General features: G+C 71.4%; 13 protein-coding genes. 7 read left to right on the top strand and 6 right to left on the bottom strand.

Annotated elements, in window-relative coordinates; translation table 11 throughout:
• Positions 1-11: 11 nt before the first annotated feature.
• From OG194_RS39145 to rpe, 5 genes are all read right to left on the bottom strand, one after another.
• Positions 12-623, bottom strand: a complete 612-nt coding sequence (locus OG194_RS39145) for a hypothetical protein (RefSeq protein WP_327405459.1) — start codon at positions 621-623, stop codon at positions 12-14.
• A 35-nt stretch (positions 624-658) separates the two neighbouring features.
• Positions 659-976 (bottom strand): barstar family protein, encoded by a 318-nt coding sequence (locus OG194_RS39140; protein WP_327405458.1) that lies wholly within the window; start codon positions 974-976, stop codon positions 659-661.
• Positions 973-1,359, bottom strand: coding sequence for a ribonuclease domain-containing protein (locus OG194_RS39135; RefSeq protein WP_327405457.1), 387 nt, complete (start codon positions 1,357-1,359; stop codon positions 973-975). The genes OG194_RS39140 and OG194_RS39135 overlap by 4 nt, the downstream gene beginning before the upstream one ends.
• Before the next feature lie 91 nt (positions 1,360-1,450).
• Entirely contained in the window at positions 1,451-2,497 is a 1,047-nt protein-coding gene (locus OG194_RS39130) for a sugar-binding transcriptional regulator (protein ID WP_200688342.1), read from the bottom strand.
• A 78-nt stretch (positions 2,498-2,575) separates the two neighbouring features.
• A complete protein-coding gene (gene rpe / locus OG194_RS39125; protein ID WP_327405456.1) occupies positions 2,576-3,262 on the bottom strand; it encodes a ribulose-phosphate 3-epimerase in 687 nt (228 codons plus the stop codon).
• Between the two features lie 337 nt (positions 3,263-3,599).
• Here rpe and OG194_RS39120 point away from each other — a divergent pair, with 337 nt between their 5' ends.
• The 7 genes from OG194_RS39120 (at position 3,600) to OG194_RS39090 (ending at position 11,057) form a co-directional block, all read left to right on the top strand.
• Positions 3,600-4,766 carry an aspartate aminotransferase family protein gene (locus tag OG194_RS39120; protein WP_327405455.1) on the top strand — a complete coding sequence of 389 codons (1,167 nt, stop codon included), beginning with the start codon at positions 3,600-3,602 and terminating at the stop codon, positions 4,764-4,766.
• A gap of 59 nt (positions 4,767-4,825) precedes the next feature.
• Positions 4,826-5,950, top strand: coding sequence for an SDR family oxidoreductase (locus OG194_RS39115; RefSeq protein ID WP_327405454.1), 1,125 nt, complete (start codon positions 4,826-4,828; stop codon positions 5,948-5,950).
• A 72-nt stretch (positions 5,951-6,022) separates the two neighbouring features.
• Positions 6,023-7,186: an acyl-CoA dehydrogenase family protein gene (locus OG194_RS39110; RefSeq protein WP_327405453.1), complete on the top strand. Its 1,164-nt coding sequence runs from the start codon at positions 6,023-6,025 to the stop codon at positions 7,184-7,186.
• Positions 7,187-7,239: 53 nt separating this feature from the next.
• Positions 7,240-7,719, top strand: coding sequence for a type II toxin-antitoxin system RatA family toxin (locus tag OG194_RS39105; protein WP_327405452.1), 480 nt, complete (start codon positions 7,240-7,242; stop codon positions 7,717-7,719).
• Between the two features lie 99 nt (positions 7,720-7,818).
• Positions 7,819-9,060 (top strand): cytochrome P450 family protein, encoded by a 1,242-nt coding sequence (locus OG194_RS39100; protein ID WP_327405451.1) that lies wholly within the window; start codon positions 7,819-7,821, stop codon positions 9,058-9,060.
• 132 nt (positions 9,061-9,192) lie between these two features.
• Positions 9,193-10,365 carry an alpha-hydroxy-acid oxidizing protein gene (locus OG194_RS39095; protein ID WP_327405450.1) on the top strand — a complete coding sequence of 391 codons (1,173 nt, stop codon included), beginning with the start codon at positions 9,193-9,195 and terminating at the stop codon, positions 10,363-10,365.
• A gap of 125 nt (positions 10,366-10,490) precedes the next feature.
• On the top strand, positions 10,491-11,057 hold the full coding sequence (locus OG194_RS39090) for a dihydrofolate reductase family protein (protein WP_327405449.1): 567 nt from the start codon (positions 10,491-10,493) through the stop codon (positions 11,055-11,057).
• A 72-nt stretch (positions 11,058-11,129) separates the two neighbouring features.
• Here the strand turns inward: OG194_RS39090 and OG194_RS39085 are convergent, their stop codons facing one another.
• Complete coding sequence (locus OG194_RS39085) at positions 11,130-12,548, bottom strand: RsmB/NOP family class I SAM-dependent RNA methyltransferase (protein WP_327405448.1); 1,419 nt, start codon at positions 12,546-12,548, stop codon at positions 11,130-11,132.
• Positions 12,549-12,938: the final 390 nt, after the last annotated feature.

The following is a 12,938-nucleotide window of genomic DNA, read 5'->3' as shown; positions in this document are numbered from 1 at the left end:
TCAAGGGCAGTTCAGTACAGGAAGCGATGCAAGGGAGCCGACTCGGTCAGCAGCATCGTGAGCCGGTGGGCGAGGCGCTGCCACGCCTCGTCCTGCCCGTAGCTGAGTCGCACGTCCTCACCGCCCGCAGCCTCGACCGCCGCGAAGAGCGTGGCCGTGTCCGCGTCGGGCGTGAGGTCCACCAGGGACAGCACCCGCGCCAGCGCGCCGACCAGACCGACAGCGGTCTTCTCGGGGGTCAGGACGGTGGTGCGGACGGTGGCCACGACGCCCGAGGGGTCGGGCAGGTCGGGCGGTGCCACGAGGAGTCCGGACAGCTCGCGCAGCAGCGCGTACAGCAAGTCCGTGTCCTCTGTGGGCAGTTCGACGATGCGCAGGCCCTCGTGTTCCCAACGGCCGTTCGGCGACCACACTTTGGGCCCCCGCGCCACCGCGTCGGCCAGTGCCTCCCGCACCCGCCTGAAGACGGCGAGCCCGTCCGCGAACAGCGCGTGCCCGCTCGCCCCGCCCACGGACTCGGCCAGGGGCGCCAGCAAGTGCTCTTCCACCCGGTCGCACTGCGCTTCGAGGTCCGGGTCCACGACCACGAGACGAACCGACGTGCGCTGCTCCTGTTGCTCCATACCGACCACTCTGCCAGCCGCCTCGGACAATCGGGCTAGGGCTTGGTTCCGCCCAGCGCGAGCACGACCGAAAGCTCCGGTGTGCGGTCGACCGCGTCGCCGAAGACGTCGACGGCGGTCTCCCACTCGTCGGGCCGTGCCTTGGCGTACGACTGCCAGTTCTCCACGACGACCAGCAGCCCCTGTTCCACCGCGCCCTCGGGCCACACGGTGTGGTCGCCGAGGCTGTCGGCGAGGGCGTCCCAGTTCCGGCCGAACCAGTCGGGCAGGGACAGCGCACGGGCACAGCGGTCCATCAGGCCGGCCTTGTCCGTGACCCCGTCGAGGTCCAGCGTGACCGCGAGCTGCGTCATCTCAGTACCGTCCTGAACGACTTGTAGTGATCATCGGTGTAGTAGATCTCGGCGTCCTGCCCGGTGACAATGCGCCGGGCCCCGCGATCGCGCGAGCCCGGCGTCCTGACGGTGTATTCGTGGTAGTAGCCGCGCTTTTGCTGGGGCAGCAGCTTCTCGTAGTTCCCGAAGACGACCCCGTCCTTGGCGTACGGGAAGGGGCCGCCCTCGTCGATGAGAGCGACGGTCCGCCGTGCCTCGGCGGGGAGTTGAGAGAGCTTGACCGTCGCGGTGCCGGTGCCGCTGGTGGCCGTAGAGGAACAGCCGACCGGCAGCAGGACGGCCAGACAGACGAGAAGAACCCGGCAGGCGAGCAACGCTCGGGGGACGAACCGCAGCAGCATGCGCCCGATGCTGCCACGGCCGTCCCCGTACGACCCGTTGTCAGGACCCGTCGGGGTCCGTCGGTGTCCGTCGGTGTCCGTCGGGGTCGGTTCAGATCCCGTCGGGGTCCGTCCGGCTCAGCGCCGACTTCGGCGGGGAGCCGGCCGTCATCAGATAGTCGGCCGCCGCGGTGTCCGTCACCAGGCTGGTGACCAGACCGGACCGCAGCACCGCGTCGATCGCCGCCGCCTTCCGCTGCCCGCCCGCGATCGCGACGACCTCGGGGATACGGCGCAACTGGTCCGCCTTGACGGTGATGCACCGCTCGCCCAGGTCCCGGCCGACCCGGCGGCCCTCGGCGTCGAAGAGGTGCGCGGAGGTCTCGGCGGCGACACCGAGGGAGGAGTAGTGCGCCCGCTCCTCGTCCTTGAGCATGTCGTAGACCGTCGAGATGCCCGGCTCCCAGGAGCCGATGGAGACGCAGGCGACCGTGACCTTGTCGAAGTACTCGAAGGCCCGCGCGATCCCCGTCTGGTGGCGCAGCGCCTCCGCGGTGGCCGCGTCCGGCAGCAGCATCGGCGCGTAGATGGGGTGCGCGTCACCGCCCGACACCTGCGCGGCCCGCCGTACGGCCTCGACCGAGCCGCGCTCGGCGGTCCCGGCGTCGTACACGCCCGTCAGCTGGACCACCGTGCAGGGCGGCAGCCGGTCGAGGGCGGCCGCCATGTGGATGGTGGACCGGCCCCAGGCCAGGCCGAGCACATCGCCCTCGTTGACCAGCTCGCCGAGCAGGTCGGCCGCGACCTCCCCGAGGTTCTCGGGATCGGGCGACTCCTCGCTGACCTCGGCCGGGGACTCGACCACGACGGCGTGCCTCAGGCCGTACCGGGCACGCAGCGCGTCCGAGCGCTCCGCGTCCAGTTCGGCCGGTACTCGGATCTCGATCCGTACGAGATCCCGTTCGAGAGCGGTCTCCAGGACCCGGGCCACCTTGAAGCGGCTGACGCCGAACTCCTCAGCGATCTGGATCTTGGACTTGCCCTCAAGGTAGAAGCGGCGGGCCATGGCCGCCGCCTGCACCAGCTCAGCGGGTCCCATCCGCATGGCTGACCGGCCCGCCGACATACCCGACACGGCGTTCTCCTCACTGCTGTTCACACTCTGGGTTCGCCGTTCATCCTCGCAGATCCGGCGTACTTGATCAGCCTCGATGGCCGCCGTTCACATACCTGCCGCTCAGTGGTCGCACGCCCAGGATGCCTTGCCGGTGGCCCCCTCCGCCTGCGTGCGCAATGCACGTACCGCCGCGGCCGGGTCGGATGCCCCGTAGACCGCCGAACCGGCGACGAACACGTCCGCGCCCGCGTCCGCGCAGCGCTCGATCGTCGAGGCCGAAACTCCCCCGTCGACCTGGAGCCACAGCTCCAGTCCGTGCTTCTTGATCAGCTCCCGGGTACGGCGGATCTTCGGCAGCATGATGTCGAGGAACGACTGGCCGCCGAAGCCCGGCTCCACGGTCATGATCAGCAGCATGTCGAGTTCGGGGAGCAGATCCTCGTACGGCTCGATGGGCGTCGCGGGCTTCAGCGCCATGGACGCGCGCGCTCCCTTGGCCCGGATCTCGCGGGCGAGCCGCACCGGCGCGGCGGCCGCCTCGACGTGGAAGGTGACGGAAGAGGCACCCGCCTCGACGTACTGCGGCGCCCAGCGATCGGCGTCCTCGATCATCAGATGGCAGTCCAGCGGGGTGTCCGTCGCCCGGGCCAGCGACTCTACGACCGGTACACCGAGGGTGAGGTTCGGGACGAAGTGGTTGTCCATGACGTCGACGTGGAGCCAGTCGGCGCCGGACACCGCGTTCGCTTCGTCGGCGAGGCGGGCGAAGTCTGCGGACAGGATGCTGGGGTTGATCTGGACGGCCATGCCCCAAGCCTGCCATGCCCTCCGGGGGTTGGCCGCATCGGTCCGGTTGGGATGCGGTGGGATTTCGGGTGCCGGTTCGCTGTGGCTGGGCGCGCCCCGCGGCGGAGCCGCAAATCGACACTGCCCCGCGCCCCTTCGGGGGCGCCCCCTGCGGACGGTGTGGAGGCCGTGCCGTTCCGGTGAGTGGACCCGGGCGTGACCCGGGGTTCGGGCAGCGCCCATGCTCGGCGGCACGTCACACGTCGTCACGGGGGAATGCGTAGTGGGTCGGACAGAGACAGAGTTGGTCGCGCTGCACGCACGGCATCTCAGCAGCGGTCGTGGGCGGCTGGCCGCAATGTTCGGAAACATTGTGGAGGAGTCCGCGCGCGGCGCTGAAATCACCTCCACCGACGGCACGAACTACCTCAACTGCGGTGGGTACGGCGTGTTCTTCGTCGGGGGTGGGCATCCTCGGGTCGTCGCGGCGGTGCGGGAGCAGGCGGGGCGGCTGGCGTTGTCGACCCGGCTGTTTCTGGACCCTGTCTCCGGGCTCGCCGCCGAGGCCCTCACCGGGGTCGCGCCGGCCGGTCTGGACCGGGTGCACTTCTCCGGCTCGGGGACGGAGGCCGTCGAGGCCGCCGTGAAGCTCGCCCGCGCGCACGGCCGACGGCGGTTGATCTCGATGCGGAACGGCTATCACGGCAAGACGCTCGGCGCGCTGTCCCTGACGGCGAAGGCGCTCTACCAGGACCCGTTCCGGCCCCTGCTGCCGGATGTCCAGCATGTGCCGTTCGGCGACACCGATGCGCTGGCTGCGGTGCTGCGTGATGGCGGCGCAGATGCCTGTGTGGTCGTCGAGCCGGTGCAGAGCGAGGCCGGGGTGATCGTGCCGCCGTCCGGATATCTGGCGGCGGTGGCCGCGCTGTGCCGGGAGCATCGCGCGTTCCTGGTGGTCGACGAGGTGATGACCGGGCTGGGTCGGCTCGGTTCCTGGTGGGGCTGCGCCGCCGAGGGGGTACGGCCCGACGTGCTCGTGACGGGCAAGGCGCTGTCCGGCGGGGTGATGCCGGTGGCGGCCACGCTCGCCACCCAGGAGGTGTTCGAGCCGTTCGACAGCGACCCCTTCCTGCACACCTCCACCTACTCCGGCGCTCCGATCGCCATGGCCGCCGTCAGCGCGACCGTCGGGGTCATCCGGGACGAGGGGCTCGTCGAACGGGCCGCCGCCATCGGTGCCCGGCTGCTTCCCGCGCTCCGGGCCGTCGCCGCCGACCGCGCGCCCGGCCTGGTCCGCGAAGTCCGCGGTGCGGGGCTGCTGATCGGGATCGAGCTGGTGGACGCGGGGGCGGCCGGTGAGTTCGTGCTGGAGATGGTCGACCGCGGGGTGGTGGTCAACCACTCCCTCAACGCCCATCCGGTCGTCCGGCTGACCCCGCCCGCCGTGCTCTCGCCATCCCAGGAGGCCCGGCTGCTGGAGGCCGTCGAGGGTGCCCTGACCGCGATGGCGAAGTCCCTGACCTGACCCGGCGAACCCACCCGGCGACCCGCACCCGGCCACGAGGCTCCCGAAAGGCTGACGACATGCCGACGCACCCCGAGAACCCCAACCACCTTGAGAAGACGGCGAGTTCGCGCACCCCGACCGACCCACCGCACCCGGCACGCCCGCAGACCGTGTTACTCACCGGCGCCACCGGCGTCCTCGGCACCGCCCTGCTGCCGTATCTGCGTCTGCGCCACCACAAGGTGATCGCGCTGGCGCACCGCAGGCAGCCGTCCGCGTGCGCCGAGGTCCTGGCCGGTGACATCACCCGGCCCCAACTGGGCCTGGACTCCGTCTCCTACCGCCGCCTGTGCGCACGTACGGACGCGGTGGTCCACGCCGCCGGCATGGTCGCCTTCGGGTCCGGCCGCACCTCGATGCACACGGTCAACGTCGAAGGGGCCGGACGGGTCGCCCGGTTCGCGGCCGACGCCGGTGTTCCGCTGATCCATGTCAGCACCGCGTACGTGGCCCGCTACCGGGAGATCCTGGCCGCCGGGGGCAACCGCGCCGAGCGGGCCGGGAACAGTCCCGCGGACTACGTGGCCTCCAAGATGGCCGGCGAGGAGGCGGTCGCCGCGGCGGGCGGCAGCGTGACGGTCGTCCGCCCGTCGATCATCATCGGCGACTCCGTCACCGGCGAGATCGCCGAACCGCAGGGGCTGCACACCTTCGCCCAACAGGTGCTCCGCAACCGCCTGCCCTTCGTGCCCAGCGACCCCGCGAGCTACGTCGACTTCGTACCGCAGGACGTGGTGGCCCGCGCGATCGTGTCGCTGCTGGACGACGGCGCACACCCCGCCGAGCACTGGCTCAGCGGCGGGGCCCACGCGCTGGCCTGCGACCGGTTGGTCCGGGTGATCGTCGAGGAGGCGGCGGAGGCGGGCATCGCGGTCCGGCCGCTGCGGGTGCTGGCGCCCGATGTCGTCGAACGGCTGGTCCGCCCCGCGTTCTTCGACGTGGTGCCGGAGTGGGCGCAGACCCGGTTGGACCGGCTGCTGGACATGTCGTCGGTGCTCTTCAACGAGGAGCCGCTGCCCAGTTCGCTCGCGGACCTCCCGGGTCTGGAGGCCGCGGCGGAGACACAGGCCAACGAGGACGCGTGGCGGGCGTCGGTGCGGCGCCTGATCGCCGACCGGCTCGGCGCCCGGGCGTCGGCGTGAGCGCCCGACCGAGGACACTCACGGTCGGTATGGGCGCCCGGCCGAAGACACCAGCGGTCCCCCGTGGCTCCCGTGGCAATCCCGCAGATCGAGGAGGAGACGGCGATGTACTTTCTTGAACCCGAACGCGCGGTGCTGGACCGGTTCCTGCCCGGTCTTGACGAGCGGCTCGCCGAACTGCCGCAACGCGAACGGGAGCGTCCGGGCGGACCCGCGCTCCCCCTGTTCAAGGCCGCGGGCGGCCCCGCCCTGCTGGTACCGGCGGAACACCGCGGTCTCGGCATCGGCGCCGAGGACGCCGTGTCGTTGCAGCGTGCGATCGGCGCGCGCAGCCCCTCGCTGGCGGTGGCGACCACCATGCACCACCTGTCGGTGGCCGGGCTGGTCCAGGCGTACGAGGTCGCGCAGGGCATGGAGTGGATGCTGCTGGAGGCCGTGGCGGACCAACGGCTGCTGGTCGCCTCGGGGTTCGCCGAGGGCCGGTCGGGACAGTCGATCCTCGACTCCTCCATCAAGGCGCACCAGGACGGCGACGACGTGGTGCTCAACGGCGCCAAGAAGCCGTGCAGTCTGTCCGCCTCGATGGACCTGCTGAGCGTGTCGGTGACACTCGACGACGGGCAGGGCCCGGAACTCGCCGTGGCCGTGGTCCCCGCGGCCACACCCGGCATCTCCGTGCACCCGTTCTGGGGCAGCTTCGTCCTCGCCGGCGCGGAGAGCGACGAGGTCCGGCTGCACGACGTCCACGTCCCGCCGGATCTCGTGGTCCGCACCGGGCTCGGCGAGGACCGCACGCTGGACCCCGTCCAGACCGTGGGCTTCGTGTGGTTCGAGCTGCTGATGGCCGCGTCGTACCTGGGGATGGCCAGCGCGCTGGCCGAGCGCGTACTGCTGGCGAAGCGGGCGAGCGCCGCCGAACGGGCCGCGATCCTGGTCGAGTTGGAGTCCGCCATGGGCGGCATCCGCGGTGCCGCCGCCGTGATGGACACGGGCCGGCCGCTCGGCCAGGACGACCTGCTCCGCGCACTGGTCTGCCGCTTCTCGACGCAGGACACCATCGACCGGGTCGTGCCCCGGTGCCTGGAGTCGTTGGGCGGCATGGCGTACGTCTCCACCGACGACACCGCGTATCTCGCCGCTTGCTCGGCCGCGCTCAAGTTCCATCCACCGTCGCGCAGATGGGCCGCGGAGGGCATGTGCGCGGCCTTCGCGGGCGGCCCGCTGGTGCTCGGCTGAGCACGGTGCCCGCACTCGCCCCGAAAGTCCGAAACCCTTACGGAGAAACCCCTATGACCTGCCACGTACGCATCGAGGCGATCGTCCCGGACGGAGACGCCACCCATGTCTTCGACCGGGTCCAGGACTACGAGCGCTACACCGACCACACGGACACGGTCCGGTCCGTCACCGTGACACCCGACGGTCCCGACACGGTGGAGTCCGCCTGGGAGGTGCACTTCCGCAGCGGTCTGCTCCGCTGGACCGAGCGGGACGTCATGGACCCGGTCGCCCGGCGCATCACCTTCGACCAACTCACCGGCGACTTCGCGAGTTTCGCGGGCACATGGGACATCACCCAGGCCGGTACGGACGTGAGCGTGCTGTTCACGTGCGAGTTCGACCTGGGCATCCCCAGTCTGGAACCGATCATCAACCCGGTCGCGATGCGAGCCCTCGACGAGAGCATGGGCCTCATCCTGCGCGGCCTGCTGGGCGAGGACATACGGCTCACCGGCAGCCGACGCGACACGGCCGCGGCGATGCGGTGAACGTCTGCGGGTTCCGGCGGCCCGCACGCCCACCCCGCCTCCAACTGCCTTACCGGAAAGCCTACTTGCCTACCACCCGCCAACCCTGAGGAGAGCCCCGTGGACCAGCGCCGAACCGTCGTGCTCGACCCCTACGGCAGGGCAGTCCCCGAAGAGGCCGCACGCCTCCGCGCGCTCGGCGCCCTCGTCCCCGTGGAACTGCCCGGCGGTGTCCCCGCCTGGGCCGTCACCCGGTACGACCTGCTGAAGTCCCTGATGCTCGACCCCCGCGTCAGCCGCGACGCCCGCCGCCACTGGGCCCTGTACGACAAGGTCGCCGGCGAACCGGGATGGGCCTGGCTCTACAGCTGGACCAGCATCGTCAACATGCTCAGTTCCTACGGCGAGGACCACACCCGCCTGCGGAAGCTCGTCGCCCCGAGTTTCACCCGGCACCGTACCGAGGCCATGCTCCCCCGGGTGCGGGAGATCACCGCGAGTCTGCTCGACGCGATGGCGGAGGTCCCGGCGGGCCAAGTCGTCGATCTGCGGGCGGAGTTCGCGCACCCGCTGCCGATGCGGATGATCTGCGACCTGTTCGGCGTGCCCGAGCGGATGCGGGACGCGGTCGCACGGCTCATCGAGGGAATCATGGACACGACCGGCACCCCGGAGCACGCCGCGGACATCCTCGAACAGATCGTGACGGTGCTGCCGGCGCTGATAGCGGAGAAGAGCGAGCACCCCGGCGACGACCTGACGACCGAGCTGATCACGGTCCGCGACCAGGGCGACCGGCTCTCCGAGGAGGAGCTGATCCACACCCTTCTCCTCGTCATCGGCGCCGGTTTCGAGACGACCGTCAACCTGATCGGCAACGCCGTCCACGCCCTGCTCCGCCACCCCGACCAGCTGAAGCAGGTGCTGGCCGGGCAGTCGACCTGGGACCAGGTGATCCAGGAGACGCTGCGCTGGGCCCCGTCGATCGCCAACGTGCCGTTGCGCTACGCGGTTTCCGACATCACGACCGCCGACGGTACGACGATCCGCGCCGGGGAGGCCATCCTCACGACCATCGCCGCGGCGGGACACGACCCGGAGCGCTTCGGCCCCGACGCCCACCTGTTCGACGTGGCCAGGAACGCGGACGGGCATCTCGCCCTGGGCATCGGCGTGCACCGCTGCGTCGGCGCCCCGCTGGCCCATATGGAGGCGCTCACCGCGCTGCCCGCACTCTTCGCGCGCTTCCCGGGCATCTCCCTGGCGGTGGAGGACGACGACCTGGAACAGGTCCCCTCGTTCATCGCCCAGGGCTGGCGCGAACTGCCCGTCCGGCTCACTCCCCCAACTCCCTCCGCCTGACCGGGAGTCGACACGACAGCAGCCCCTCCCTCCGCACACCCCGCTCGGCGATGTCCCACCCGAGGTGCGAGAATCCTGCACTTCACCGGCCTTCAGCAGCGGGCAGGGCACCTCAGCGCAGAGGGAGATGGCATGGGCACGGGACAGCCGTTCGGCTCCTACCAGAACGAGATCTACCTGAACGGGCTCGGCGGCATCGTGCCGTCCTACCCCATGGCCTTCGCGGAGTTGGAGGACCGGGCGAGTTCGGCGCTGCCGCCCTCCGTGTGGTCGTACGTCGCGGGCGGCGCCGGCGACGAACGCACCCAGCGGGCCAACACCACCGCCTTCGACCACTGGGGCCTGGTCCCCCGCATGTTCGTCGGCGCGGCCGAACGCGACCTGTCCGTAGACCTGTTCGGCATGCGGCTGCCCTCCCCCGTCTTCATGGCACCGATCGGCGTCATCGGCCTGTGCGCCCAGGACGGCCACGGCGACCTGGCGACCGCAAGGGCCGCCGCGCGCACGGGAGTTCCGATGGTCGCCTCCACGCTGACGGTCGACCCGTTGGAGGAGGTGGCAGGCGAGTTCGGTGACACCCCGGGCCTCTTCCAGCTCTACACCCCCACCGACAAGGACCTCGCCGCAAGCCTCGTCCACCGCGCCGAACAGGCCGGTTACAAGGGCATCGTCGTCACCCTGGACACCTGGGTCACCGGCTGGCGCCCCCGCGACCTGTCCACCGCCAACTTCCCCCAGCTGCGCGGCCATTGCCTCGCCAACTACACGAGCGACCCGGCCTTCCGCGCCCTTCTCGCCCGCACCCCGGAGGAGGACCCCCAGTCCGCGGTCCTCCTCTGGACCCAGCTCTTCGGCAACCCCCTCACCTGGGACGACCTCCCCTGGCTACGGTCCCTCACCGACCTCCCCCTGATCGTGAAGGGCATCTGCCACCCCGAGGACGTACGCCGCGCGAAGGACGGCGGCGTGGACGGCATCTACTGCTCCAACCACGGCGGCCGCCAGGCCAACGGCGGCCTTCCGGCGCTGGACGCGCTGCCCGCCGTGGTCGAGGCGGCGGACGGCCTCCCGGTCCTGTTCGACTCCGGCGTCCGCAGCGGAGCCGACATCGTCAAGGCCATCGCCCTGGGCGCCGCCGCCGTAGGCATCGGCCGCCCGTACGCCTACGGCCTCGCCCTCGGTGGCACGGACGGCATCGTCCACGTCCTCCGCTCACTCCTCGCGGAGGCCGACCTGATCATGGCCGTGGACGGTTATCCGACACTCGCCGACCTCACGCGGGAAGCGCTTCAGCGCGTGGCGTGACGGCTCGCGCCAGACGCAGAGCCCCGAGCACGAGGGCTACCGGCGAGCCCGGATCGCGCATCGATGAGTTTCCCGCACAGCGCCGGTCTATTACACCGGAGTCCGACTCACGGAAAGCTGGCGCCATGCGGAAACTGATCTACGGCATGAACCTGACCCTGGACGGCTACATCGCCGCGGCCGGCGACGACATCGGCTGGAGCGGACCGCCGAGCGACGAGCTGTTCCAGTGGTGGCTCGACCACGAGCAGGCCAGTGAGCTGTCGCTGTACGGGCGCAAGCTGTGGGAGACGATGAGCTCCTACTGGCCGACCGGCGACCAGCAGCCGGGCGCCACCCCGGCGGAGATCGAGTTCGCGCGGAACTGGCGGGACACGCCGAAGGTGGTGTTCTCCTCGACGATCGACAAGGTCGACTGGAACACCCGCCTGGTCACCGGCGACGCGATCGCCGAGATCACCCGGCTCAGGGCCGAGGACGGCGGCCCGATGAGCATCGGCGGCGCGATGCTCGGCGGGGCGGCCATGCGCGCCGGGCTGATCGACGAGTACGCGATCGCCACCCATCCGGTCCTGCTGGGCGGCGGCACGCCGTTCTTCGCCGCACTGGACAGCTGGGTGAACCTGAACCTGGTGGAGACGCGGACGCTTTCCGACGGCGTGATCCTGACCAGGTACGAGACGAGGCGCTGAGCAGCGGCACCCACGCACCGGTCTCACGGCGATCAGCCGCGAGACCCTGCACGCGGCCGACAGATCACCAGGTCACCCGGTGCGGCGGATGAGCGCCAGGTACATCGCGTCGGTGCCGTGCAGATGCGGCCACAGCTGTACGTCGGGACCCGCGCCGAGTGCCGGGACGTCCGGCAGGAGCGGGCGGGCGTCGATCAGTTCGGTGTGCGGGTACTGCTTGAGGATGTCGTCGACGACGGCCCGGGTCTCGGCGAGGTGCGGTGAGCAGGTCGCGTAGCCGACGACACCGCCGACGCGCACGGATTCGAGCGCGGTGCCCAGCAGATCGCGTTGCAGGGGCGCGAATCCTTCGAGGTCCTCCGGACGGCGGCGCCAACGGGACTCGGGGCGGCGGCGCAGTGCGCCGAGCCCGGTGCACGGCACGTCCATCAGCACGCGGTCGAAACTGCCGGGACGCCACGGCGGCCGGGTCCCGTCGGCGGTGATGACCTGGTACGGCCCCGGGTTCCCGGCAAGGGACTTCGCCACGAGTCCGGCCCGGTGCGGCGCCTTCTCGGAGGCGAGCAGCATCGCCCCGCGCTCGGCGGCCACGGCGGCGAGCAGCGCGGCCTTGCCACCGGGCCCGGCGCACCCGTCGAGCCACTTCTCGTCGGGCCCGTCGAGGGGCGCGTTGGCCAGCGCAAGAGCGACCAACTGACTGCCCTCGTCCTGCACCCCCGCCCGGCCCTCCTTCACCGCTGCCACGGCCCCGGGCTCGCCACCCTCACTGAGCCGCACGGCGTACGGTGACCAGCGCCCGGGCACCGCGGCCTCCTCGCGGAGCAGTTCCTCGGTGGTGGACCGGCCGGGCCGGGCGACCAGGGTCACCTCGGGCCGTTCGTTGTCGGCCTCCAGCAGGTCCTCGATACCGGCGCGTCCGCCGCCGAGCGAGTCCCACAGCGCGGAGACGATCCAGCGCGGGTGCGAGTGCACGATCGCGAGGTTGTCCTCGGGGTCGTCGTCGTAGGGCGGCGCGACCCGCTCGATCCAGGTGTCGAGGTCGTCCTGCGCGACCTTCCGCAGCACGGCGTTGACGAACTTGGCCCGCCCGTCGCCGAGGACGACCCGGGCGAGTTCGACCGAGGCCGACACGGCGGCATGCGTCGGGATCCGCGTCCCGAGCAACTGGTGCACCCCAAGGCTCAGCACGTCCAGCACCGGCGGGTCGACCTCGCGCAACGGCCGGTCGACACACGAGGCGATGATCGCGTCGTAGGTCCCCTGCTTGCGCAGCGTCCCGTATACCAGCTCGGTCGCCAGCGCCGCGTCCCGGGCATCGAAGTCGCCCTTCTCGCGCGCCTTCCGCAGCAGCGGCGGCAGCACGAGGTTGGCGTACGCGTCCCGCTCGTCCACGGCCCTCAACGCCTCGAACGCGAGGAAACGGACGGGGTCCTTCTGCGGCCGACGGTAGGGCTTGCCGGGCTTACGGGGTCGCGGGGACTGCTCACTCACGAAAAAGGTGCTCCGGATTTCTGGCTGAGATGTGTGCCCAGGGTACGTCGCACCGGGGTGCCTGTGCGCGGGACGTCGGGCGCGTGGGGGTGCTGGGGGGCGGGGGGCCCGGAGGTCCTGGGGATGGGGCGGGTCCCGGGGGCCTGGAAGTCCCGGGGAGGCGGCGGGTTCCGGGGGGCCAGGGGTGCTAGGGGGTCCCTGGGTTCCGGGGTGCCCGAAGTGCCGGGGTGCCAGGACTCCCGGGGTTCCGGGGTTCCGGGGTTCCGGGGTTCCGGGGTTCCAGGGGTCCAGGGGCCCAGGGGCCCAGGGGCCCAGGGGCCCAGGGGCCCAGGGGCCCAGGGGCCCAGGGGTTCCAGGGGTTCCAGGGGTTCCAGGGGTTCCAGGGGTTCC

Origin of the sequence: Streptomyces sp. NBC_01288 (genome assembly GCF_035982055.1) — a bacterium.
GTDB lineage: Bacteria > Actinomycetota > Actinomycetes > Streptomycetales > Streptomycetaceae > Streptomyces.
The sequence above is the reverse complement of the archived record's forward strand: the minus strand, read 5'-3'. Positions and strand labels throughout refer to the sequence as shown.

Coding starts and splice junctions, on each gene's coding strand:
- rpe (WP_327405456.1), bottom strand. CDS start 3,262: ATGGCCGTCCAGATCAACCCCAGCATCCTGTCCGCAGACTTCGCCCGC.
- OG194_RS39145 (WP_327405459.1), bottom strand. CDS start 623: ATGGAGCAACAGGAGCAGCGCACGTCGGTTCGTCTCGTGGTCGTGGAC.
- OG194_RS39090 (WP_327405449.1), top strand. CDS start 10,491: ATGCGGAAACTGATCTACGGCATGAACCTGACCCTGGACGGCTACATC.
- OG194_RS39120 (WP_327405455.1), top strand. CDS start 3,600: ATGTTCGGAAACATTGTGGAGGAGTCCGCGCGCGGCGCTGAAATCACC.
- OG194_RS39095 (WP_327405450.1), top strand. CDS start 9,193: ATGGGCACGGGACAGCCGTTCGGCTCCTACCAGAACGAGATCTACCTG.
- OG194_RS39135 (WP_327405457.1), bottom strand. CDS start 1,359: ATGCTGCTGCGGTTCGTCCCCCGAGCGTTGCTCGCCTGCCGGGTTCTT.
- OG194_RS39140 (WP_327405458.1), bottom strand. CDS start 976: ATGACGCAGCTCGCGGTCACGCTGGACCTCGACGGGGTCACGGACAAG.
- OG194_RS39115 (WP_327405454.1), top strand. CDS start 4,826: ATGCCGACGCACCCCGAGAACCCCAACCACCTTGAGAAGACGGCGAGT.
- OG194_RS39105 (WP_327405452.1), top strand. CDS start 7,240: ATGACCTGCCACGTACGCATCGAGGCGATCGTCCCGGACGGAGACGCC.